Origin of the sequence: Ottowia cancrivicina (assembly GCF_029813755.1) — a bacterium.
GTDB classification, from domain to species: Bacteria; Pseudomonadota; Gammaproteobacteria; order Burkholderiales; family Burkholderiaceae_C; genus Ottowia; species Ottowia massiliensis.
Genome location: NZ_JARVII010000019.1, coordinates 28922 through 51157 on the forward strand (window position 1 = coordinate 28922; position 22236 = coordinate 51157).

The 22236-nt window shown below is 64.2% G+C and carries 26 protein-coding genes; 10 read left to right on the forward strand and 16 right to left on the reverse strand.

Annotated features, from left to right (window positions below):
* Positions 1–141: 141 nt before the first annotated feature.
* The 5 genes from rplS to QB898_RS09450 form a co-directional block, all read right to left on the reverse strand.
* Positions 142–531, reverse strand: a complete 390-nt coding sequence (gene rplS, locus QB898_RS09430) for a 50S ribosomal protein L19 (protein ID WP_050714381.1) — start codon at positions 529–531, stop codon at positions 142–144.
* 157 nt (positions 532–688) lie between these two features.
* Positions 689–2197 (reverse strand): tripartite tricarboxylate transporter permease, encoded by a 1509-nt coding sequence (locus tag QB898_RS09435; RefSeq protein WP_279524766.1) that lies wholly within the window; start codon positions 2195–2197, stop codon positions 689–691.
* Between the two features lie 76 nt (positions 2198–2273).
* Entirely contained in the window at positions 2274–2762 is a 489-nt protein-coding gene (locus tag QB898_RS09440) for a tripartite tricarboxylate transporter TctB family protein (RefSeq protein WP_279524767.1), read from the reverse strand.
* 176 nt (positions 2763–2938) lie between these two features.
* Positions 2939–4351: an FAD-binding oxidoreductase gene (locus QB898_RS09445; RefSeq protein ID WP_279524746.1), complete on the reverse strand. Its 1413-nt coding sequence runs from the start codon at positions 4349–4351 to the stop codon at positions 2939–2941.
* Between the two features lie 46 nt (positions 4352–4397).
* Entirely contained in the window at positions 4398–4850 is a 453-nt protein-coding gene (locus tag QB898_RS09450) for a DUF2069 domain-containing protein (RefSeq protein WP_279524747.1), read from the reverse strand.
* A 376-nt stretch (positions 4851–5226) separates the two neighbouring features.
* Between QB898_RS09450 and QB898_RS09455 the strand changes: the two genes are divergently transcribed.
* Together QB898_RS09455 and hemC are read left to right on the forward strand one after the other, a co-directional pair.
* A complete protein-coding gene (locus tag QB898_RS09455; RefSeq protein ID WP_279524748.1) occupies positions 5227–5373 on the forward strand; it encodes a hypothetical protein in 147 nt (48 codons plus the stop codon).
* Positions 5374–5712: 339 nt separating this feature from the next.
* Positions 5713–6630 (forward strand): hydroxymethylbilane synthase, encoded by a 918-nt coding sequence (gene hemC / locus QB898_RS09460; protein WP_279524749.1) that lies wholly within the window; start codon positions 5713–5715, stop codon positions 6628–6630.
* Between the two features lie 376 nt (positions 6631–7006).
* On the opposite strand, the gene QB898_RS09465 is transcribed toward hemC, so the two are convergent.
* Positions 7007–7270: a hypothetical protein gene (locus QB898_RS09465; RefSeq protein WP_146006996.1), complete on the reverse strand. Its 264-nt coding sequence runs from the start codon at positions 7268–7270 to the stop codon at positions 7007–7009.
* Here QB898_RS09465 and QB898_RS09470 point away from each other — a divergent pair.
* On the forward strand, positions 7269–8114 hold the full coding sequence (locus tag QB898_RS09470; protein WP_279524750.1) for a uroporphyrinogen-III synthase: 846 nt from the start codon (positions 7269–7271) through the stop codon (positions 8112–8114). The two genes, QB898_RS09465 and QB898_RS09470, sit on opposite strands and share 2 nt — an antisense overlap.
* On the opposite strand, the gene QB898_RS09475 is transcribed toward QB898_RS09470, so the two are convergent.
* The 4 genes from QB898_RS09475 to QB898_RS09490 all read right to left on the reverse strand — a co-directional run bounded on the left by QB898_RS09475 (position 8029) and on the right by QB898_RS09490 (position 12144).
* The gene (locus tag QB898_RS09475) at positions 8029–8556 is read right to left on the reverse strand and encodes a hypothetical protein (protein WP_279524751.1); all 528 of its coding nucleotides are present in this window, start codon (positions 8554–8556) and stop codon (positions 8029–8031) included. The genes QB898_RS09470 and QB898_RS09475 overlap by 86 nt on opposite strands.
* A 105-nt stretch (positions 8557–8661) precedes the next feature.
* On the reverse strand, positions 8662–9555 hold the full coding sequence (locus tag QB898_RS09480; RefSeq protein WP_279524752.1) for a 3',5'-nucleoside bisphosphate phosphatase: 894 nt from the start codon (positions 9553–9555) through the stop codon (positions 8662–8664).
* 248 nt (positions 9556–9803) lie between these two features.
* Entirely contained in the window at positions 9804–11222 is a 1419-nt protein-coding gene (locus QB898_RS09485) for a DNA recombination protein RmuC (RefSeq protein WP_279524753.1), read from the reverse strand.
* A 25-nt stretch (positions 11223–11247) separates the two neighbouring features.
* A complete protein-coding gene (locus QB898_RS09490; RefSeq protein ID WP_279524754.1) occupies positions 11248–12144 on the reverse strand; it encodes a DMT family transporter in 897 nt (298 codons plus the stop codon).
* 230 nt (positions 12145–12374) lie between these two features.
* Between QB898_RS09490 and QB898_RS09495 the strand changes: the two genes are divergently transcribed.
* From QB898_RS09495 to QB898_RS09515, 5 genes are all read left to right on the forward strand, one after another.
* Positions 12375–14081 carry an electron transfer flavoprotein-ubiquinone oxidoreductase gene (locus tag QB898_RS09495; RefSeq protein ID WP_050714372.1) on the forward strand — a complete coding sequence of 569 codons (1707 nt, stop codon included), beginning with the start codon at positions 12375–12377 and terminating at the stop codon, positions 14079–14081.
* Between the two features lie 6 nt (positions 14082–14087).
* Complete coding sequence (gene gcvH, locus QB898_RS09500) at positions 14088–14471, forward strand: glycine cleavage system protein GcvH (RefSeq protein WP_279524755.1); 384 nt, start codon at positions 14088–14090, stop codon at positions 14469–14471.
* A gap of 372 nt (positions 14472–14843) precedes the next feature.
* A complete protein-coding gene (locus tag QB898_RS09505; RefSeq protein ID WP_279524756.1) occupies positions 14844–15497 on the forward strand; it encodes a C40 family peptidase in 654 nt (217 codons plus the stop codon).
* A gap of 276 nt (positions 15498–15773) precedes the next feature.
* On the forward strand, positions 15774–16535 hold the full coding sequence (locus QB898_RS09510; RefSeq protein ID WP_050714370.1) for a class I SAM-dependent methyltransferase: 762 nt from the start codon (positions 15774–15776) through the stop codon (positions 16533–16535).
* Positions 16520–17368, forward strand: coding sequence for a class I SAM-dependent methyltransferase (locus tag QB898_RS09515; protein WP_279524757.1), 849 nt, complete (start codon positions 16520–16522; stop codon positions 17366–17368). The genes QB898_RS09510 and QB898_RS09515 overlap by 16 nt, the downstream gene beginning before the upstream one ends.
* A 148-nt stretch (positions 17369–17516) precedes the next feature.
* Here QB898_RS09515 and QB898_RS09520 read toward each other — a convergent pair whose 3' ends face one another.
* Positions 17517–18641 carry an FAD-dependent monooxygenase gene (locus QB898_RS09520; RefSeq protein ID WP_279524758.1) on the reverse strand — a complete coding sequence of 375 codons (1125 nt, stop codon included), beginning with the start codon at positions 18639–18641 and terminating at the stop codon, positions 17517–17519.
* Positions 18642–18830: 189 nt separating this feature from the next.
* Here QB898_RS09520 and QB898_RS09525 point away from each other — a divergent pair, with 189 nt between their 5' ends.
* Positions 18831–19256 carry a DUF2628 domain-containing protein gene (locus QB898_RS09525; protein ID WP_279524759.1) on the forward strand — a complete coding sequence of 142 codons (426 nt, stop codon included), beginning with the start codon at positions 18831–18833 and terminating at the stop codon, positions 19254–19256.
* 571 nt (positions 19257–19827) lie between these two features.
* Here the strand turns inward: QB898_RS09525 and QB898_RS09530 are convergent.
* Together QB898_RS09530 and QB898_RS09535 are read right to left on the reverse strand one after the other, a co-directional pair.
* Positions 19828–20073 carry a hypothetical protein gene (locus QB898_RS09530; protein ID WP_279524760.1) on the reverse strand — a complete coding sequence of 82 codons (246 nt, stop codon included), beginning with the start codon at positions 20071–20073 and terminating at the stop codon, positions 19828–19830.
* Positions 20055–20249 (reverse strand): hypothetical protein, encoded by a 195-nt coding sequence (locus QB898_RS09535; protein ID WP_279524761.1) that lies wholly within the window; start codon positions 20247–20249, stop codon positions 20055–20057. The genes QB898_RS09530 and QB898_RS09535 overlap by 19 nt, the downstream gene beginning before the upstream one ends.
* 18 nt (positions 20250–20267) lie before the next feature.
* On the opposite strand from QB898_RS09535, the gene QB898_RS09540 reads away from it, so the two are divergent.
* Complete coding sequence (locus tag QB898_RS09540) at positions 20268–20447, forward strand: hypothetical protein (RefSeq protein WP_102284201.1); 180 nt, start codon at positions 20268–20270, stop codon at positions 20445–20447.
* On the opposite strand, the gene ispF is transcribed toward QB898_RS09540, so the two are convergent.
* From ispF to QB898_RS09555, 3 genes are read right to left on the reverse strand one after another with little or no spacing between them, the layout of a single operon-like run.
* The gene (gene ispF / locus QB898_RS09545; RefSeq protein ID WP_279524762.1) at positions 20437–20958 is read right to left on the reverse strand and encodes a 2-C-methyl-D-erythritol 2,4-cyclodiphosphate synthase; all 522 of its coding nucleotides are present in this window, start codon (positions 20956–20958) and stop codon (positions 20437–20439) included. The genes QB898_RS09540 and ispF overlap by 11 nt on opposite strands.
* Entirely contained in the window at positions 20945–21712 is a 768-nt protein-coding gene (ispD, locus tag QB898_RS09550; protein WP_279524763.1) for a 2-C-methyl-D-erythritol 4-phosphate cytidylyltransferase, read from the reverse strand. Before ispD ends, ispF begins: the two co-directional genes overlap by 14 nt.
* Positions 21709–21996 (reverse strand): hypothetical protein, encoded by a 288-nt coding sequence (locus tag QB898_RS09555; protein WP_279524764.1) that lies wholly within the window; start codon positions 21994–21996, stop codon positions 21709–21711. The genes ispD and QB898_RS09555 overlap by 4 nt, the downstream gene beginning before the upstream one ends.
* Positions 21997–22236 lie beyond the last annotated feature (240 nt).

Sequence of the window (22236 nt, forward strand, 5' to 3'; positions counted from 1 at the left end):
ACGGGTTCCCGGAATGCGGCAACGGTGATGCCGCCAGCGGGGCAGCCCAGACGCCTTGTCTGGCTCAAATAAAAACCGCCTTGCAGACGGCGAATCTGCAAGGCGGCTGATGGGAAGGCGGCAAGGCCGCCCGCGTGTCTGTCAGGCTTCGGCCTTGGCCTGCTGCTTGGCCACGCGGCTGGGCAGCTTTTCCTTGATGCGGGCGCTCTTGCCGCTGCGGCTGCGCAGGTAGTACAGCTTGGCGCGGCGCACGTCGCCACGGCGCTTGACTTCAATGCTGGCAATCAGCGGGCTGTAAGTCTGGAACGTGCGTTCCACGCCTTCGCCGCTGGAAATCTTGCGCACGATGAAGCTGCTGTTCAGGCCGCGGTTGCGCTTGGCGATGACCACGCCTTCATAGGCCTGGGCGCGCTTGCGGTTGCCTTCCACCACGTTCACGTTCACCACCACGGTGTCGCCGGGGGCGAAGTCAGGAATTTGCTTGCCGAGACGCTCGATTTCTTCTTTTTCGAGCTGTTGAATCAGGTTCATGAAAGTCCTCGTCTTCCGATCATGCTCACGCTACGCTAAAGGCGGCAACCCTGGGGAAAGGACTCCCGCAGGGCCTGGGGTTCCGTGCCGCGGCTGGCAGAGGATCGCAAAGCCCGCCATTATAGCCAGCGCGGATGGTTGAGGCGCAGGCGCCCGGCTACTCTTCGACGAAGGCTTCTTCGCGCTTTTTGCGGATGGCTGGCAGCAGCACGACGGCCAGCAGCGAGGCGGCGGCGGCCAGCAGCGCGGCGGAAATGGGGTGCGTGACAAACACGCTCCAGTCTCCGCGCGAGAGCAGCAGGGCGCGGCGCAGGTTCTCTTCCATCATCTGCCCCAGGATCAGGCCCAGCAGCAGCGGCGCCGGCTCCATGCCGAGCTTGATGAACACGTAGCCGATGATGCCGAACCAGCCCAGCAGCCACACGTCCCAGGTGTTGTTGTTGAGCGAGTAAACGCCAATGGCGCAAAACAGCACGATGGCCGGAAACAGCCAGCGGTAGGGCACTTTCAGCAGCCGCACCCAGATGCCGATGAGCGGCAGATTGAGGATGACCAGCATCAGATTGCCGATCCACATGCTGGCGACCAGGCCCCAGAAGAGATCCGGGTTGCCCGTCATCACCTGCGGGCCGGGCTGAATGTCGTGAATGGTCATGGCGCCCACCATCAGCGCCATCACGGCATTGGGCGGAATGCCCAGAATCAGCAGCGGAATGAAGGATGTTTGCGAGCCTGCGTTGTTGGCCGACTCCGGCGCGGTCACGCCACGGATGTTGCCCTGGCCGAAGGGCACCTCTCCCGGGCGCAGGCGCGTTTTCTTTTCGACGGTGTAGGCGGCAAAGGCCGAGAGCATGGCGCCGCCGCCGGGCAGCACGCCCAGCGCCGCGCCCAGCGCCGTGCCGCGCAGCATGGCGGGCATCATCAGGCGGAAGTCTTCCCGGGTGGGATACACGTGTTCCAGCTTGCCCGTGAAGACTTCGCGCTTTTCAGTGTGCGAGAGGTTGGAGATGATTTCGCCATAGCCGAAGATGCCCATGGCAATCACGATGAAGCTGATGCCGTCGCTCAGCTCCGGCACGTCGAACGTGTAGCGCATCACGCCCGAATTCACGTCCGTGCCCACCATGCCCAGCAGCAGGCCCAGAACGACCATGCCCACGGCCTTGAGCAGCGAGCCGGAGGCCAGCACCACCGCGCCGGCCAGCCCCAGCACCAGCAGCGAGAAGTATTCGGCCGCGCCGAACTTGAAGGCCAGCTCCGCCAGCGGCGCCGCGAAAGCCGCCAGCGTGAGCGTGCCCACGCAGCCGGCGAAAAACGAGCCAATGGCCGCCGCCGACAGCGCCGGCCCCGCGCGCCCGCGCCGCGCCATCTGGTAGCCGTCAATCACCGTGACCACGGACGAGGCTTCGCCCGGCAGGTTCACCAGAATGGCCGTGGTGGAGCCGCCGTACTGCGCGCCGTAGTAAATGCCTGCCAGCATGATCAGCGCTGCCGTGGGGGGCAGCCCGTAAGTGGCGGGCAGCAGCATGGCAATGGTGGAAACCGGCCCAATGCCGGGCAGCACGCCAATGAGCGTACCCAGCAGGCAGCCCACCAGCGCGTACAGCAGGTTTTCAACCGTGAAGGCGACGGAAAAGCCCAGCGACAGGTGCCCTTGCAGTTCCATCAGGGCGGGAGCGAAACCCGCCGCCCACTGACTCAGAATTTCCATTTTTCTTGTTGTTGCGGCTATCGGGGCCTGATCACCCGGAAATGAAAGCGGGCCAAACCTGGAACGGCAGCTTCAGCCCCACGACGAAAGCGCCCCAGCAACCCAGCGCCAGGACGGTGGCCAGCGCCAGCGATTCCTTCAGGCGCGATTCGCGGCTGGCCAGCGACGCCACCAGCACCAGCGTGTACACCGCAGCGATCAGGCCCATCGGCGGCAATCCCAGCCAGGGCGCGCCGCCCAGCAGCACGCCAAACAGCACGTTGGCCAGCGTCACGAAAAACAGCGGCCGCCAGGCCCAGCGCCCGACCGGCTCGCCGTCGGCGGTCTCAATAACCAGCGCCTTGAAGGCGATCACGGCCCCCAGCGCCGCCAGCAGCGCGCCCAGCGCCATGGGAAAGTAGCCCGGCCCCATGCGCGCCGTGCTGCCCAGTTCGTAATCCGTGGCGCCCCATGCAAAGCCCAGGCCAATGGCGATGAACAGCAAGCCGGCGAAAAAATCCTTCTGGCTTTTGATGAGCACGGCTTTCTTCTCCTCGCTCGTGTGTGAATGAATGGGGGCGATTGTTGCCAGCCGCATGAATGTTTTTCTTGTGGATGCCACCTATGAATTCATAAGCAGTGGCGCATCGCGCGCCCTGCCGGAAGGGAGGGGGCGGCGGACGGGCAGCGCCGCGCCAGCCGTTCGTAGCGGCCCTTTCAAGCCAGCACGCGGCCCGGGTTCATGATGTTTTGCGGATCCAGCGCGCCCTTGATGGCGCGCATCAAATCCAGCGCCACGGCGGGCTTGTAATGCGGCAGCGTGTGCGCCTTGAGGCTGCCCACGCCGTGCTCGGCGCTGATGGAGCCGCCGTGCGCCTTCACGCTGCCATAGACGATTTCGTTGATGCGCTCTTCTTGCGTGCGCAGGAATTCGGCGGCATCCGCGCCTTCGGGCGCTTGCACGTTGTAGTGCAGGTTGCCGTCGCCCAGGTGGCCGAAATCGACCAGGCGCACGCCCGGTATGGCCTGGGTGAGCAGCGCGTCGGTGGCTTGCACGAATTCGGGAATGCGCGAGATGGGAATGCTGATGTCGTGCTTGATGTTCAGCCCCTCGGCGGCTTGCGCCAGCGGCACGCTTTCGCGGATGTGCCACAGGTTTTTGGCTTGCGCCAGGCTTTCGGCCACCACGGCGTCGCTCACGCAGCCCGCTTCCAGCGCGGCTTCCAGCAGGGCCTCAAAGCGCGCGCGGGCGTGGGCCTCGCTCTCGTCGTCGGAATTTTCCAGCAGCACGCACCAGGGGCTGCCTTGCCACAAGGGCACGCGCAGCTGCGGGTAGTGCCGGTCCACCAGCTGGAGCGCAAATTGGCACATGGCCTCAAAGCCAGTCAGGCTGGAGCCGAGAAACTTTTGCGCCAGCCCCAGCAAATCAACGGCGGCGGCAATCGATGGCACGGCGGCCCAGGCCGTCAGCCGCGCGGCAGGCAGCGGATAGAGCTTGAGCGTGGCGGCCGTGATCAGCCCCAGCGTGCCTTCGCTGCCGATGTAGAGGTTGCGCAAGTCATAGCCCGTGTTGTCCTTGCGCAGGCCCGTCAGGCCGTTCCAGATGTCGCCTTGCGGCGTGACCACTTCCAGCCCCAGGCACAGCTCGCGCGCGTTGCCGTAGCGCAGCACTTGCGTGCCGCCCGCGTTGGCGGCCAGATTGCCGCCGATGGTGCAGCTGCCTTCGGCCGCCAGGCTCAGGGGAAAGAGCAGGCCTGCGTCACGCGCGGCTTGCTGCACGTTTTGCAGCACGCAGCCGGCTTCGGCGGTCATGGTGAGATTGGCCGCGTCAATGCCGCGCACGGCATTCAGGCGCGTGGTGGAAAGCACGACCTGGCGGCCGCTGGCATCGGGCACGGAGCCGACCACCAGCCCCGTGTTACCTCCCTGCGGCACGATGGCCACGCCATGCGCGGCGCACGCGCGCACGCAAGCGGCCGCCTCCGCCGTGCTGCCGGGGCGCAGCACGGCCAGCGCCTTGCCGCGCATGCGCTGGCGCCAGTCCTGCTCCCAGGCCGAAAGATCACCTTCAGTGAGCACGTGTTCGGCGCCAATGGCGCTGCGAAAAGTATCGAGAACAGGATGGGACATGAATATCTGGCTATTTGCAGTGGGAGAAAAAAGGAAAGGCTGATTTTCAAGCGCCCGCCGCTTCCTGCCTGGCGGTCTGCGTGGCCTGCGCAGCCAGCCGGCCCGCCTTCAGCCGCGCCCGGATGTGCAGCACGCACGCGGCAAACAGCCCCAGGCACAGCAGCGCCTCGCCCAGCGCCAGCCAGCGCGCAGGCGCGCCTTCTGTCGTGGCGCGCACCACGCCTTCGGTGAAATACAGCCACAAAAACAGGCTCACCCAGCGGTAGGTATAGAGCCGGTAGCGCCACAGCCCCCCCAGCGGCAGCAACACGGGCAGCGCCTTCAGCGCCACCCACGAGCCGCCTGGCCGCAGCGGGGCCAGCCACAGCTCCCAGGCCAGCGCCAGCAGCGCCAGCGCCAGCACGCAGGCCACGGCGGCAGCGCGCGTGGCGCGCGCGGCAGGCGAAGGCCGGGCGGGGCAGGGCGCGCAAGCTGGCAAAGGAGCGGAAACAGCGGTCATGACAAGGCGGCGGGCATCATACCGGCCTGCATTGATGCGTGGATGGACAGTCTGGCCGCACCCGGATGGGCAGGCACAGACGCCAGGGCCAGCAGCGCAAGAAGAGCGGGTCGGCCGCTTCTTGCATTAAAAAACAGAGCAAATCCAGAAGGCCGAAAAATGGCTTCTGCGCCCGTTCCACTAGGACCTCATGCTATCGATGCAGGAGCGAAATAAGCTTCTCCATCCTTGGTAAACAGCTTCTGCAACCCGCCCTTTTCGACATGCCGCTGCCTGGCGCGCCACGTTGCTCCGGGCGCAAGCCGCGCTGGCCCGCTGGCTGAATGGCGGCCCCGGCAGCAATGACAAATCAGATGCGGCATGAAAGATTGAAGCAATGGCTGCCACGAATTTCAGAAAGCTGATTTTTGTCGCGCGCATGACGCTGGCGGCTTTGATTGATGAGCTGGCCTCGTTGCCTCTGCGCATCCGGCACAGTCTTTCGCCTGAAAATGGTTTTACCCGCCTGGCTGCACGTCATTAACCAATTGAATGTCACTGCTTTCACAAAACGCCGGAAAACAGCCGGCGCCCATGCGAAATAAACCCCATATTGATGCATGCGGACACTTTTGGTGGCGCTGTCGATGATTCAAAAAAGAACAGCGTTTAGAAAAAGGCTCTTGCACCCTTGATTGGCGCCTGGCCTGGAGCCAGACGGCAAAGCGAAGCGGGTTTTTGAAGGGGGCAGACTGGCGCGGAAAACGGCGTGGAAAACGGCGTGGAAAACGGCGTGGAAAACGGCGCGGACAGGGGCGCGAGGCTTTCCGGCGCCAAGCCTTCCGATAATCGCCTGCTTCGCCACTCGAACATGCCGCGCACCATGCTCCTCACCATTGCCACCCGCGAAAGCCGCCTGGCCTTATGGCAGGCCGAACACGTCAAAACGCTGCTCCAGCAGCAAGGGCATGCGGCCTCCCTGCTGGGCATGACCACGCGCGGCGACCAGATTCTGGACGTGGCGCTGAGCAAAGTCGGCGGCAAGGGCCTGTTCGTGAAAGAGCTGGAAACGGCGCTGCATGAGGGCCGCGCCGATCTGGCCGTGCACTCGCTCAAAGATGTGCCCATGGAGCTGCCGCCCGGCTTCGCGCTGGCCTGCGTGATGCGGCGCGAAGACCCGCGCGATGCCTGGGTGTCGCCCGGCTGCGCCAGCCTGGAGGAGCTGCCGCCGGGCGCGGCCGTTGGCACTTCCAGCCTGCGCCGCACCGTGCTGCTGCGCGCGCGGCTGGCGGCGCTGGGGCGGGCTGACGTGCGCATTGAGCCGCTGCGCGGCAACCTGGACACGCGCCTTCGCAAACTGGACGAAGGGCGCTACGCCGCCATCGTGCTGGCTGCCGCCGGCCTCAAGCGCCTGGGACTGGGCGGGCGCATCCGCCGCCTTTTTTCTACTGACGAAATGCTGCCTGCCGCAGGGCAGGGCGCATTGGGCATCGAAATTTGCGAAGGCCGCGCTGATGTGCAAGCCGCGCTGGCACCGCTGGCGGATCAGGCCACCTGGCTGGCCGTGGAGGCCGAGCGCGCCGTCAGCCGCGCCTTGGGCGGCAGTTGCTCCATGCCGCTGGCCGCCCATGCCACGCTGGAAGGCGGCGCCATGCGCCTGCGCGCCGCCTGGGGCGATCCGCAGGGACAGCCGCGCCTGGTGACCGCGCAAGGCAGCGCCGCCGTCGCCACGCAGGCCGAAGCGCGCGCCCTGGGCCAGCGCGTGGCGGCCGATTTGCAAGCGGGCGGCGCCAGGCCCTGAAAACCTTTCCAAAGTCAGGCCGTGGGGCAAAAAGCGCGGCCTTGGAAATCCTCGCCGTGTCACAAAACCCGCTTGTGATTCGCGCCGCGCAGCCCCCGATCCGCCGCCCCCACAGCCAGATGGCAGCGGGATCTGTGCGACTGCTTGCGACTGACGCCGGAGCAAGTGGCGGTATGCCCGCCATGCGGCATTAAAAACAGGAGCGGATTTGATGGGGCAAAAATGCCTTTCTGCGCACGTCCTACTAGGACGTTGTGCTATGAATAAAGGAGCAAAAATATCCCTTCGTTATCGCTTTAAACGCTATAGCCCGCTCTTTCCGCACTTGCAACCAGGTTGCGGGCAGGCTCCGGACTTTGGTGAAAAAACAGCAGGATCAGCACAGCTCTTTTGGCGGCGGCCTTGTGTGACGGGTATTTTTCAAACACGGCAAAAATGCTTTTTGCAAATATGGGCATTGCGGCTTTGAAAATGGCGGTTTTCGTGCGTTGAATGGCCCTTGAACCGGGGTGCACGGCGCCGCGCGCGGGACGAGCGGGGCCGGTGCACAGGCAATGGCGTGACAAAATGCGCGGAAATCCGTTTGGACGGAAATCTCTTTTTGTTTTTCCCTTCCGTTTTTCGAGTAGTTGACGATCATGACCGAGCCTCTTTGCCCCCGCGCCCTCATTACCCGTCCGGAGCCTGAAGCCAGCCGCTGGGTGCAGGCGCTGGCCTCGCGGGGAGTGCCCGCGCATGTGCTGCCGCTCATCGCCATTCAGCCCGTGCCGGATGCAGCGGCGCTGATCGACACATTTGCACGTCTGGGCAACTATTCGGCGCTGATGTTTGTGAGCGGCAATGCGGCGCGGCACTTTTTCATGGCCTTCAAGCGCTTTGCGCCCAAGTTGCTGGAATCGGGCTTGCTGGAGATGGCCGCCTGGTCGCCTGGCCCCGGCACCAGCGCAGTGTTGCGCGAATGCGGCTGGCCTACGGCGTTGATCGTGCAGCCTGCGGCGGATGCGCCGCAATTCGATTCCGAATCGCTATGGCAGAGCGTGCGCGAAAACGTGCGCCCCGGCGAGCGCGTGCTGATCGTGCGCGGCGGCGATGCCCAGGGGCGCAGCCAGGGGCGCGACTGGCTGGCCGAGCAGCTGACGGAGGCGGGCGTGACAGTGGAGCAGGTGGTGGCCTACTGCCGCACCGCGCCCATCTTCAGCGCCGAGCAGAAGGCGCTGGCACGCCAGGCGGCGGGCGATGGCACGGTGTGGGTGTTCAGCAGCTCCGAAGCCATTTCCAACCTGCGCAAGTCCGCGCCCGGGCAAAACTGGCAGAAGGCCCGCGCGCTGACCACGCATCCGCGCATCGCGCAGGCAGCGCGCGAGGCGGGCTTTGGCACAGTGCGCGAGTCCCGCCCTGTCATGCAGGCCGTGGTGCAGGCGCTGCGCTGCTGGGACGAGCCGCAGCAGGAGCCTGCGCAGGAGCAGGACGCGCCGCAGCCCTGAAAAAGCGGCGCACATGAAAATAACGCCCGGATCCCGTCAGATCAATGGTTTGAAAATCGCTGAAATCCGCTCGCCAGAGCGGGCGATTGGTCATATTGGAGATGCGCTGGATTGACTGGGCGATGTGTCTTTCAAGACGCAGATTGCCGGATAAATCCGGCAATAATTTGCCGCCTGTCGCTTTCGCCTCGTCATTATGGGTGATTTTCAAGGTATCCAGCGCATGACGGCAGGCGGGAGTTTTCAGATTCGCCATTGCGCCATGCCGGGCGTGGGTTTGTCTGGCGCTATTTCTTCGATAGGCTTGCATGAAGCGCTGGCGCGCGCCTGAAAGACGCCGCTGTTTCAGGATGCTGACAGGGCATTCAGGGTATTTGCAATGCCGCGCCGGATTTTGAATGCGCTTGAATGAATGGCTGAAACGGATATCGCCAGAGCGCATGGCGATGCTGGAAATGGATATTTTCTGTTGTTTGCGGCGCTGGGCGTTTGCCGGTTTGCATCAAGCTGAAAAAGGCAAAAAGGCAAAAACGGCAGCGCTGGAGATTTAGCGGCTAGCCAGCTGCGGCAGCATCCAGACGGGAGTAAGGCCCGCAGGCAGGGGCGGCAGGCGGCCCAGGTCGGTGCGGCTTTCGCGGGGGCTGTGAAAGTCGCTGCCGCGCGAGGCGGCCAGGTTGAATTCCCGGGCGATGCTGGCGTAGTGCGCGATTTCGGCCGGGGTGTGGCTGCTGGTGACCACTTCAATGCCATGCCCGCCATGCGTCTTGAATTCGGTAAACAGCGCGTATTTTTCGACGGGCGTGAGCCGGTAGCGCGCCGGGTGGGCGATGACGGCCACGCCGCCTGCCTGCGTGATCCAGCCTATGGCCTCGCTCAGCCCGGCCCAGTGGTGGGGCACATAGCCGGGCTTGCCGGCGGTGAGGAAACGGCGGAAGACTTCGCCGTTGTCGCGGCACACGCCGGTTTCAATCAGAAAGCGGGCGAAATGGGTGCGGGCGATGAGGGCGGGGCTGCCCGCATGGCGCAATGCGCCTTCGTAAGCGCCTGAAATGCCTGCCTTGGCCAGCCCTTCGGCCATCTTCTGGGCGCGGGGGCCGCGCCCGTCACGGTTGGCGGCCAGGCCGCGCGCCAGGGCGGTGCTTTCCGCCGGGTCAAAGCCCAGGCCGACGATGTGGACGGTATCGCTTGCGAAGCTGACGGAAATTTCCACGCCGGTGAGATAGCGCATGCCGCAGGCGCTGGCGGCGGCATGCGCGCGCGCCTGACCGCTGATGACGTCGTGATCGGTCAGCGACCACAACTGCACGCCGTTGGCAGCGGCGCGCTCGGCCAGCGCTTCAGGCTCCAAGGTGCCGTCAGAGGCAGTGGAGTGGCTGTGCAGGTCGGCATTGAGTTCGGGTGAGAGGGGGGAGATGGAGGTTTTGGGGCGGCTGATGTTCACGTAGGCATTCTAGGAGGAAGGCAAGGGCGGACAGGCCTGGAAAACCACCTAAACGAAGGGCTGAAAAAGCTTTTTTCCGCTTTGGAATTGATAGCAGGAAAACACGCGTGGACTAGGACGTGAAGGCGTTTTGATGCTTGCCCAGTCAGATGTCATGGATGTATTTGCAAATCATTTTCTTTCTTGGAAAGGTTTGGAGCCTGTTTTGCTTCTCACGGCCAGATTGCAAACAGGCGCTTAGCGGGGGCCTAGCCTTCAGCGGCCGGGCGGCTGCTGGGCGGCGCGGGCGGCAGCAGGGTTTGCGCCGCGCTCTCGGGCAAGGCTTCCACTTGTTTGAGGGCGCGGTGCATCACGTTGCTGCGCGTTTGCGCCTGCTCGAGCGTGTTGAGCACGGTTTGCGTCTGGCTGCGGATGCGCGTGAGCACGTCGCCGAATTTGCCGAATTCGGTTTTCACCGCGCCCAGCACCTGCCAGACTTCGCTGCTGCGCTTTTGCAGCGCCAGCGTGCGAAAGCCCATTTGCAGGCTGTTGAGCATGGCCAGCAAGGTGACGGGGCCGGCCAGGGTGATGCGGCATTCGCGCTGCAAGGCTTGCAGCAGGCCGGGGCGGCGCAGGGCTTCGGCATACAGGCCTTCGGCGGGCAGAAAGAGGATGCCGAAGTCGGTGGTGTGCGGCGGCTGCAGGTATTTGTCGGCCATGCTGCGCGCTTCTTGCCGCAAGCGCGCTTCCAGCGCGCGGGCGGCGGCTTCGGCGGCAGGCGCATCGGCTCTTTGCTGGGCGTCCAGCAGGCGCTCGTAGTCTTCGGTGGGAAATTTGGCATCGATGGGCAGCCAGACGCTTTCGCCGTCTTCGCCCCGGCCCGGCAGGCGGATGGCGAAGTCCACGGCCTGGCGGCTGCCGGGGCGCGTGGCCACTTGCGCGGCGTATTGCTCCGGTGTGAAGACCTGCTCGAGCAGGCCGGCCAGCTGCGCTTCGCCAAAGATGCCGCGCGTTTTCACGTTGGCCAGCAGGTGCTTGAGATCGCCCACGCCTTGCGCCAGCGTGTGCATTTCGCCCAGGCCGCGATGCACTTGCTCCAGCCGCTCGGCCACTTGCCGGAAGCTCTCGCCCAGGCGCTGCTCCAGCGTGGTTTGCAGTTTTTCATCGACGGTGCGGCGCATTTCGTCCAGTTTTTCGGCGTTGCCTTGTTGCAGGCGGGCCAGCTCTTGCTGCAAGGCGCCGCGCACTTCCTGCAAACGGCGGGCGTTGTTTTCGCTGAGCGATTGCAGTTGCGTGGCCAGCGTGTCGGCCAGCGTTTTTTGCAGCAGGGCCAGCTGCTGGGCGAAGGCGTCTATCTGCGCATTTTGCGTGCGGGTGGCTTCGGCGTTTTGGCGGGTGATGGTTTGCTGAAAGGCGGTGAGCGCGTGCAGGCTTTCTTGCCGCCCTTCGCGCGCGCCTTGGGCGATTTGCTGGCGCAGTTCGCGCTCCAGGCGCACGGAGGTTTCACGCTGCTCCTGCGCATGCGTGGCAGCCTGTGCGGCAGCGCTTTGGGTCAGCAGCTGCATGTCTTGCAGCGAAGGTGCATCCGCCGCGCGCTGCGGCCTACGCAGCAGCACGGCGATGAGCAGCGCAGCATTCAGCAGGCCCAAGGCCAGGGCGGCCCAGAAAAGAAAAGCAGGGTGGTTCATGGAAATGAAGCGAGCCGGTCCGGTCTCAATGACTGCCGTGGTGCGCCCGGATGGCGGCCACGATGCCCAGGGTGAAAAGAAGGGCGGCGGCCAGTTGCACGCCATCAGGCCAGGCGCGCGCCCAGAGCGCGTCGTAACACAGCGCGAAGAGGGTTTCGCTCACGATGAGCTGCCCGCACAGGCTAGCGGGCAGGCGCTGGCTGGCGACGTTCCACAGCACGGTGGCCAGCCAGCTTGCGCAAAAGCCGATGGCGAAGGCCACCAACAGAAAAACGCCCAGGCCGGGTGTGGCGGCCAGCCGCGTGGCGGGCGTGCCGGCGGCCAGCCACATGAGCGCGCCGCCCAGGCCCGTGGCCACGCCCAGCCAGTTGGTCCAGTCGCGGGCGCCGACATCAGGGTGGCGCTTGAGCCAGGCGGCGTTGAGCAGCGCGAAGGCCGTCCAGCTTGCCAGGCCGCCGCAAGCCAGCGCCAGGCCTGCGGCGTCTAGGCGGCCCGTGGCTGCGTGTTGTGCGCTGTGCAGTCCCATCAGCCACAGGCCTGCCGCCGTGAGCGCCAGCCCCGGCAGCAGGGCGGCCCAGCGCAGGGATTGGGGCTTGCCCAGCAGCATCACCCAGATGGGCACGGTGCCCATGATGAGCGCGGGCAGCGCCACGCCCAGCCGCCGGATGGACAGCACGACCAGCAGGTAGTAGCCCGTGAAGCCCAACACCGACAGCGCCAGCGCCGCCAGCCAGTGCCGCAAACCGGGCAGACGGCTGGGAGCGAAGCGCCAGGCCATCATGAGCAGCGCCGTCAGGCCATAAACGATGAAGCGGGCCGCGCTGACATCCAATGCCGAAAAAGCCGGAACCACGCGCGGCGCCAGAAAGGAAAAGCCCCAGAACGCGCCCGCGCCCAAGCCCGCAAAAACGCCAATCCACATGCTTAGAGCTTCGCCCGAAAACGTTCATTTGCACACGCGCAACTCCTGAAAGGATAGCAGCGAATCAGGGCCGCGTAACGGGCTGGCCAGCGTTGAAAGCAGGTTCAGTGACCCAACTCAATACCTTGTATTACGGAGCGCTCCAGCCCTGTGCTGTTCCTTCGTTTTGACGGAAGGCATATTTACAATGAGAAGTGATCTTCTCCCACTCACAAGAAAGAGACAAAACCATGAGTACAGCACAAGCCATTTTGGAGCAGTACGGCCCGCGCGAGGCCATGGAATACGACGTGGTGATCGTTGGCGGCGGCCCCGCCGGCCTGTCAGCCGCCATCCGGCTCAAGCAGCTGGCCGCCCAAGACGGAAAAGAGCTTTCTGTCGTGGTGCTGGAAAAAGGTTCGGAGCCGGGCGCGCACATTCTTTCAGGCGCCATCATGGATCCGCGATCGCTGAACGAGCTGATCCCCGACTGGAAGGAAAAAGGCGCGCCGCTGAACCAGCCCGTCACGGACGAAGCCTATGTCTTTCTGAACCGCAACGGCGGCGGCGCGCGGGTGCCCGGCGTGCTGCTGCCGCCTTTTGCCGACAGCCACGGCTGCTACATCGTCAGCCTGGGCAACGTCACGCGCTGGCTGGCCGCGCAGGCCGAAGAGCTTGGTGTGGAAATCTTCCCCGGCTTTCCCGCCGCCGAAGTGCTGTATGACGAAGAAGGCCGCGTCAAGGGCGTGGCCACGGGCAACATGGGCGTGGGCAAAGACGGCGAGCCGACCGAAAACTTCCAGCTGGGCATGGAGCTGCTGGGCAAATACACGCTGTTTGCCGAAGGCTCGCGCGGCCAGCTGGGCAAGCAGCTCATCGCCCGCTACAAGCTCGACGCCGAAAGCGACCCGCAAAGCTACGCCATTGGCATCAAGGAGCTGTGGGAAATCGACCCTTCGCGCCACACCCCCGGCTTTGCCATGCACACCGCCGGCTGGCCCATGGACGAAATGACCTACGGCGGCGCCTTCATGTACCACGCCGAAAACAACCTGATGTATTGCGGCTTCGTCATTGGCCTGAACTACACCAATCCCTACCTCAGCCCCTTCGAGGAATTCCAGCGCTGGAAAACGCATCCGCGCATCAGCTGGTATTTCACCGACGACCACGGCAACGTGAACGCCAAGCGCGTGTCCTACGGCGCGCGCGCCATCACCGCTGGCGGCGTGTTGTCGCTGCCCAAGCTGGTGTTTCCGGGCGGCGCGCTGCTGGGCTGCAACGCGGGCTTTCTGAACGTCAGCCGCATCAAGGGCGCGCATGCGGCCATCAAAAGCGGCATGCTGGCCGCCAAAGCCGCCTATGACGCCGTGACGCAAGGCCGCCAGCAAGACGAACTCACCGATTACCCGCGCACCTTCTACTCAAGCTGGCTGTATGCCGAGCTGGAAAAAGACCGCAACTTCAAGAACTGGTTCAAGAAGGGCCTGACGGTGGGCAGCCTGATGAACGGCTTCGAGCAAATGGCGCTGCGCGGCCACATGCCCTGGACGCTGCACCGCCACCAGCCTGACCACGTGCAGCTCAAGCCCGCTGCCCAGTGCCAGCCCATTGATTACCCCAAGCCTGACGGCAAACTTACCTTTGACCGCCTCTCGGGCGTTTTCATCAGCAACACCAGCCACGAGGAAAACCAGCCCTCGCACCTCACGCTGAAAGACCCCGATGTGCCCGTGAAGGTGAACCTGGCCAAATACGCAGGCCCCGAGGCGCGCTACTGCCCCGCCGCCGTGTACGAATACGTGCCCGACGAAACCAAAGGCGGCAACGCCCAGCGCCTGCAAATCAACGCCTCCAACTGCCTGCACTGCAAAACTTGCGACATCAAGGACCCCACGCAAAACATCGTGTGGGTTGCGCCCGAAGGCGGCGGCGGTCCCAACTATTCAGGCATGTAAAGCCATATGACCCTCAAATACACACCAGAGCATCAATGGCTGCGCGTGGACGATGCGGCGGCGGGCATAGCCACCGTAGGCATCACGATTCATGCGCAAGACGCGCTGGGCGATATCGTTTACGTGAGGTGCCCTGATGTGGGCCAGGTCATTGCCAAGGATGCCATCGCCGCTGTGATTGAGTCCGTGAAAACCGCCGCAGACGTTTTCATGCCCGCTTCGGGTGAAATTGTCGAAACCAATGCCAGCGCCCTGGCAGCCAATCCAGCCCTGCTCAACACCGACCCGATGGGGGCGGGCTGGATTTTCAAGGTCAGACTGAGCGATCCATCCCAGCTGGAAACTCTGCTGGATGAAGCGGACTACCTGGCACTGACGCGAGCGCTTTAAGAGCCTGTTGACGGTCGGCTGTGAACAGGTTTTATGCAACCTGAAAGGGTTCCCCGACTTTCAAGCGCCTGTTTCAGGCGCTTTTTTATGCCTGCGGGAATAGCTGTCTGCGTTGGAAACATGCCAACGCGAAAAGCAGAAAGCGGGTTTTGAGCTGCTGCGCGAACCGGTTTCGACGCTTCTCTTTGTTGTGAGCAGAGGCGAATTGCCAAGCATCCAGGAAAACGCGTCCGGATGCGCTGGAAATGGACGCAAGCGCCAGGCAGTTGCGTATCTTTTGTTTCAAGGTGCCTGTTTTATTTGCCTTGCAGCGGAATAGGCGCTTAAACTTCAGGCGTTTTTTTGCCCCATCTTCCTCCTGCCGGTGCTGTCATGCTGAACAAACTGCTGCTCCTGTGTCTGGCCTTGACGGCCTTTGCCGTCCATGCCTCGCCCGAGCAGGACCCACTGGCAGCCTTGCTGGCTAGCCGGGGGCTTTTGCCAGTCAGCACGCCGGTTAGCGGCCCATCCGTCAGCCCGGATCAAGCCAGCAAGCTGCTGATGACGGCGCTGGGGTTCAGCGGCAGCACCTACCGGATGGGCGGCACTTCGGTGGAAACGGGTTTTGATTGCAGCGGCTTTGTGCAGCACATGTACCGGGACGCGGTGGGTTTGAAACTGCCGCGTGATACCGCATCGCAAGCGGCGGCCACGCAACCCATTGACGCGGCTCATCTGGCCCCGGGCGATCTGGTTTTTTTCAATACGCAGCGCCGCGCCCATAGCCATGTGGGCATTTACGTGGGGGATGGCAAATTCATTCACGCCCCGCGCACGGGCGAGAAGGTGCGTCTGGAGAGCATGAATGCCCGTTATTGGCAGCAACGCTTTGATGGCGCGCGCCGCGTGTTGTCCGGCCTCAAGCCGCCTGTGCCTTCAGCCATTGCCGCTCCGTTGATGCCGCCGCCTTCATCGCCCACGGAAGCGGCCGAGTCGGCCATTGCCGCTGCTGAAAGAGCAGGCTTGCTGCCCCGGCGGTCGCGCTAAGAGCCTGATGCTGAAACGGCCAGCATGGCCGCGCGTCTGGCAGAACCCGCCCTTGGCATGACAGCGAGCGGCGAAGGGTGAGAAGCTGGCGCGACAAGTCGCCTGCGCATGCCTGGATTCATCAAAAACAGGAGCGAATTCGGGCGGGTTGAAATGCCGCTTCGCGCAGTTTCCACTAGGACATCATGCTATGAAACAAGGAGCTGAAATATCCCGTGCATTCGGGCCTTGTCCGTACGGTGCGCTCCATCCCGATTTGCTCTTTGAGGCCAGACCATGAACCCTTCCGAATCAGACATTCCCTTCAAGCCTGGCCTGGCCGCTGCGGGCATTCCCATGCGGGACGGCATCTGGCAGTGCCTGGACGCGAGCCAGGTGCAGGGCAGCAATGCCAGATACATGCGCATGTACGACCGCCTCGCCCGCTGGTACGACCTGGGCGAGCGCTGGATAGGCCGGCTGCTTTATGGCCGCTCCATCGCCCGCATGCGCCGCGAGCTGATGGCCAGCCTGCCCTGGCGGCCTGGCTGCCGGGCGCTGTATGTTTCCATCGGCACGGGCATGGATCTGGCCTCTATTCCGGCGGATCTGAACGCCATCCGCCTCATTGGGGCGGATCTGTCGCAGGGCATGCTTTGCCGCTGCCGCGCTGTCTGGGCGCGGAAAGCGCGCCTTGAGCTGGTGCGCTGCCAGGCGGAAGAGCTGCCGTTTCAGGATGGCGCTTTTGACATCGTTTTTCACGTGGGCGGCATCAACTTCTTCAGCGACCCGGCGCAGGCCGTGCGGGAGATGCTGCGCGTGGCCCGCCCCGGCGCGGCCCTGCTCATTGCGGACGAAACGGCTGAGCACATTGAGCGCCAGTACAAGCGCAGCCTTTTCACGCGCCGGGATTTCCGCGACGCGCGCTTTGACCTCTCCGCCATTGAAAGCTGCATTCCGCCCGGTGTTCTGAACCGCCGCACGCGCCTGCTCTGGCAGGGGCGCTTTTACTGCATTACTTTTTCCAAAGAAGGAGCGCGGCCATGCAACCCGGCCTGACGGGCATTTCCGAAACCATGCTCTGGACGCTGCACAACCGCGCCAGCGAAGCCGCCCGCCCTGACGGCTGTCTGCGCGATCCCATGTGCCTGCACATCTACCGCGCCCTGCATTACGACTACGAGCGCCACTTTGGCCATGCCGATGGCTCGCACGGCGTGCGCTCGCAGCTGTTTGATGAGCACCTGCGCATCTTTCTGGCCGCCCATCCCCGCGCCGCCATCGTCAATCTGGGCGAAGGGCTGGAAACCCAGCGTTACCGCATTGACGCGCCCGAGGCCCTGTGGATCAGCGTGGATGTGCCCGAGGCCCTTGCCATCCGCGAGCGTTTCATCCAGCCTGACGCGCGCCACCTGCACGTGCGCGCCAGCGCGCTGGACACCGCCGCCTGGTTCGGCGCCGTGCCGCCAGGGCGCCCCTGCTTTATCACCGCCCAGGGCCTGTTCATGTATTTCAGCGAAGAGGAAATGGCCCGCTTCGCGCGGGCGCTGGCGCAGCGTTTTCCCGGCGCCATCCTCATGTTCGACTACATCAGCCGCAGCCTCTCGCGCCGCACCTTGAGCAAGCATGGCTGGATGAAAACGCCCTACTACCGCACGCCGCCCATGCCCTGGGGCGTGAACCGCGACGAGCTGGAGCCGCTCTTTTCGCGCTGGCTGGGCCAGCCCGTGCGGGTGCACAACGTCACCTTTGTTTTTCCGCGCGGCCCCCTGCATTGGTTCATTCCCATGAGCGAGCATTACCTGCCCTGGCTGGCCAATCATTTCCCTGGCGTGTGCTGGCTGCAATTGCCGCAGGAAGGGTCGTCTGGCCAAGAGCCCGTTTCCACCTAGAAAAAAGCAGGCAGAACGGGGGCGCAAGGCGACAGGCGGGCTGGCGGCGGCGGGCTGGGCCTGGCCGTTTTTTCGCCAGCCGCTGCATGCCCGGCCCGCGCTTGCGGGCGATGGGCCGCGCGAAAAAGCGGCCTCTGGCGCCAGCGGATCACATGGCCTGGCGGGCCAGCCAGCGCTTGAGCGCAGGCAGCTGATTGACGCCGCTCAGCCCCCAGTTGCGCAGGGCGGCCAGCGGGGCGCTGTCCGGCTGGCCAAAGAGCTGTTGCAGCCCGTCGGTGGCGCACTGCATGGCGGCCACCGGCAGGGCGCGGGCGCGGGCGTAGCGGCGCAGCAGGCGGGCATCGCCCACGCTGCGCCAGTATTCGCGCTGCGCCAGCGTGGCGGCCAGGCAGGCCACATCGCCCAGGCCGGTGTTCAGGCCCTGGCCCGCAAGCGGGTGCATGGCGTGGGCGGCATCGCCCGCCAGCGCCCAGCTTTGGCCGGGACGGCCGGGCATGGGGCCGCTCCAGCGGCTGGCGCGGCCCAGCATGAGCGGCCAGCAGGCGCGTTCGCCCTCCAGCGCCAGCGCGCCCAGTGCGTGTTCGCTGGCGGCAGCGGCTTCTGCGGCGAAGGCTTCGGGCGGCAGCGCCATCAGCTGCGCCGCGTGCTCCGGGCGGGCAGACCACACCAGCGCCACGCGGCGGCCCGCCGGGCCATCCAGCGGCAGCAGGGCGGCGATTTCGCCCTCTGGCGTGAACCACTGCCGCGCCACTTGCTCATGGGGGCGCTCGCACGCCAGCCGCGCGGCCACGGCGTGCTGCGGGTAGGGCACGGCCTGCCAGCCCGCGCCCAGGGCTTCGCGCGTGGCGCTGTCGCGGCCCTCGCAAATCACCGTCAGCGGCGCAGGCACGGCCTCGGGCGTGACTTCAATGCCCGGCGCAAAGCGCACGGCCTCGGCCAGCAGGTTTTCCAGAACCGGCACATCCACGATCCAGTTCAGCGCCGGCACGCCCTGCATGGCGGCGGTAAAGCGCAACTGGCCGTGCTGGTCGCCGCGCACCTGCATCTCCATCACGGGCGTGGCGTGCTCCGGCGCGGGCCAGCAGCGCAGGCCGGCCAGCAGCTTTTGCCCGGCGGGGTTGATGGCGTAGGCGCGCACGTCAGGCGCTTTGGACGCACGCTCAGGCGGGGCCGTCAGCGCCACGCGCAGTTTTTCACGCGCCAGCAAAAGCGCCAGCACACGGCCCGTAATGCCTGCGCCGCGTATGCAGATGTCAGCTTGAAATGCACTCATGGCGGCGGATTTTAGGCGGGGCAGGGGAGCAGAAAACCCGAAAGCGCGGCCATTGAAGACGGAAAAACAGAATGGGCATGTTTCTCGCGGCAGGAAAGCGGGGTTTGCTGAAAATGCCGCACGGTGGTTGTTTTGCGAATGAGGTTAGTTACAATCGGCGCTTTTGAACCCTGTCCGGAAGGTGACACCATGTCTGATTTCATGCCCGAACCCGATGCTTATGATTGGCGCAATGACCCCAATCTGAAGGAGAAATGGAAAAAGCGCTTCGCCTTTTTCGACAGCGTGCCGCCCGTGCGAATGTTCAAAGGCTCGCCCGAAATGGCCGCCAGGCTCAAGGCCATGCCGTGGAAGGAGCGGCTGCTGGTTCTGAACAACTGGCTTGCCTTCTTTTTCACATTCATCTACGTCGGCTTTTTCCTGAAACTGTGGAAACAGGCGCTCATGATCTTTGGCCTGGCCATGCTGGCAGGCGTAATTGGCGTCATTTTCGACTTGCCTGACAATGTCGTTCGCGCCCTGGGTTTCGGCATTTCATATCTGTCTTCCTTGCGCGCCAATTACTGGTATTACCTGAGCAAGGCCAAGGGCAAGAATATTGGCTGGATGCTGTAATACTGGCGCCCGGCGTTGGCCGAATAAATGAGCGGGGAATTGGAAACCGGGAAAGCCGCGCGCGTTCCGGTTTCACTTGACCGCGCGCCTGGCGCAGCGCGGCGGCCAGTTTCCCGGCGGCTAGCAAAACTGCCTTGATGAAACGCCCGGCCCGCCCGCATTTCTGATGCCGCTCCCGCCCCGCCAGCGTGGGAGGGGCTGCACCTTGGGGCAGGCCGCGCTTGCCAAATGACATCAGAAACAGGAGCAAATTCAAAGGGTACAAAAAGCCGTCTCGCGCAGTGCCCACTAGGACCTCATGCTATGAATGAAGGAGCAAAAAGTGCTGCGTGCAGCAAAGCGGTATCCTGCACAGTCCGCGTTCGCTCCTGCGCGGCTTTTTCGCGTTTGCAACCAGATTGGAAACGGCAAAAAACGGCTTTTGACGAAAAGGCCCGATTTTCAGATTTCAGACTGAATGCTGCGACCCTTTGCTACTGCGTTCGCAAAGCTGGAAAATTGGGCGGGCGGATAAAAGCCGCCGCGCAGAAGGGCAACATTTATGCTGGCGCTTCAGGGGCGTGATTTCATTTCACGGGCAGGCGAAAAGCTCCGGGCGGCTATGCGCATGGCAATGGGCTTGCCTCAAATTCATCTGCCGCGCAATGTTTTCTGATGCCCGGAACTGCTGCCAAACTGCGCCAACCGAAATGACGGACCGCCATTCCGATATGGCTTTTGCCTGAAGTTGATTTGCGGGCCGAATTTCGCGGGCCAAATGGCATGGGCCGGTGCGGATGGCATTTGATTCAGGTGTTTTCAGATGGCTTCGTTCCATTTTCCGGTTTTCTTCTGTTTTCGCGCCGAAACATTGGAGCGGGGCAATTTTGCCGCTTTGATCAGCCCCTTTTGAATTGCTTGTACCGGCGCCGATTCACGGCGCTGAAAATGATCGGCCAGTATGAAAAACCGACCGCTTGTGCAATGACCGGTTTCTTGCGCAGCGTCAGCCAATCATCATTTGCATGAATCATGCACGGTCTGCCGGTTTGGCTGATGCGTCATGAAGAAATGGGTGCGTGCGTTTTTGGCGATGGCCTGAATGGGAAAAGTTTTTTTCCGGAAGAAGCGGCATTCATTTTCATGGCCGGCAAGCGCAAGGGCATTTTTCAGGCATGCGCTTTCTGCCGCCTTTTCGCGCCTAGGGCCTGACCAGCAGCGCCACGGCGCGCGCTTCCATGCTTTCGCCCCGGCCCACGGGGCCGAGCTTTTCGGCGGTTTTGGCTTTCACGTTCACCTGTTCGGGTGCCACACCCAGGGCGCTGGCGATGCGCTGCGTCATGGCCGGGCGGTGGGGGCCGATGCGCGGGGCCTGGGCGATGACGGTGCAGTCCACATTGGCGATGCGCCAGCCGGCGGCGCGCACGCGGCGGGCGGCTTCTTGCAGCAGGGCGTGCGAATCGGCCCCGGCAAAGGCGGCATCCGTGTCGGGAAAGTGCGTGCCGATATCGCCCAGGCCCGCCGCGCCGAGCACGGCGTCGGTGATGGCGTGCAGCAGCGCGTCGGCATCTGAATGGCCCGCCAGGCCGTGGGTGTGGGGCACGTGCACGCCGCCCAGAATGAGCGGGCGGCCCGGGACGAGGGCGTGGGTGTCCCAGCCTTCGCCCACGCGCATGGGCGGCAAGTCAGCAGGGGCGGCAGAGGTGTTTTCAGGCAGGTTCATGGCGGGTTTGCAAAAGGGCGGCGGCCAGGGCGAAATCTTCCGGCCAGGTGACTTTGATGTTGTGGGCGCTGCCGCGCACCAGCAGCGGGCGGCTGCCAACGGCTTCCATTGCGCTGGCTTCGTCGGTGATGCCCGCAAAGCCGCTGGCCGCGCGCGCCGCCAGCGCGGCATGCAAGGGGGCGATGCGGAACATCTGCGGCGTTTGCGCCAGCCACTTGCCCTCGCGCGGCAGCGTGGCGGCGGCGCGCCCCGCAGCGTCAGCGGTCTTGAGCGTGTCAGGCAGGGGCATGGCCAGCAGGGCGCCAGACAGGCCGCCTTCTTCGTCTGCGCTGGCGGCATTCAGGCAGGCGTCGATCAGGCGGTTGATGAGCGCGGGGGTGATGAGGCAGCGGGCGGCGTCGTGCACCAGCACCCAGTCGCTGCCGGCCGCGCCGCGCTGCAAAAGGCGCGCCAGCCCGTTGAACACGCTTTCGGCGCGGCTGGCGCCGCCGCAATCGGCCAGCGCGAAAGCGTCATGGGGCAGGCGGTCAAGCAGGCGGGCGGCCAGCGCGTCATCGCCCGGCGCGGTCACGATCAGCGTCTGCGCAATGCGCGGCACGCCCGCAAAGGCCGCCAGCGTGTGCCACACCAGCGGCGCGCCGCCGATGGGCTGGTATTGCTTGGGCCGCCCCGCGCCCGCGCGCGAGCCGCTGCCCGCGCAGGGAATCAGGGCATGGCAGCGGGCAACGCGGCAGTTGGGAGCGGCGGATTTCATGGGCAGGGCAGAAGCTGGCGCGCAGCGCAAAAAGCGCGATTTTCATGGAAATGATATTGGCGGAAGATATGTATTTTTATTGATTTGCCGCATACAGCTTTGCCTGCCGCCCCGCCACCCCGCAAACACATTCGCGTTCCGCAAATCATCAAGGCCAAGCCAGGGCCGTATGGAAGAAAAACATGAAAAAAGACATGGCTGACAACTTTTTTGCTAACCCGCGCCCAGTCGAGGGACGCCTGCGGCAACTCTTCATGGCGCGGCCTGGCAGCTAGCCAGTCCATCTTTTGGAGTGGCAGAAAGCCTTGCCAGCGGTGGAATTTTCCCTATTCAAATGTATGAGCATTACTAACGCAACGGGTGTTGCAGAGGGCGGCGGCGAGTTTTGGGAACGGCACACTTGATTGATCTGGCAAAAACCGCCATGCTCGGCTTACGATGGATTCCGCTATTTAAACGAGTGACCACTTACGGAAAGGAGCGAAGCGATGCAACTGGAACATTTGTCAATCGACGGGCGGCGC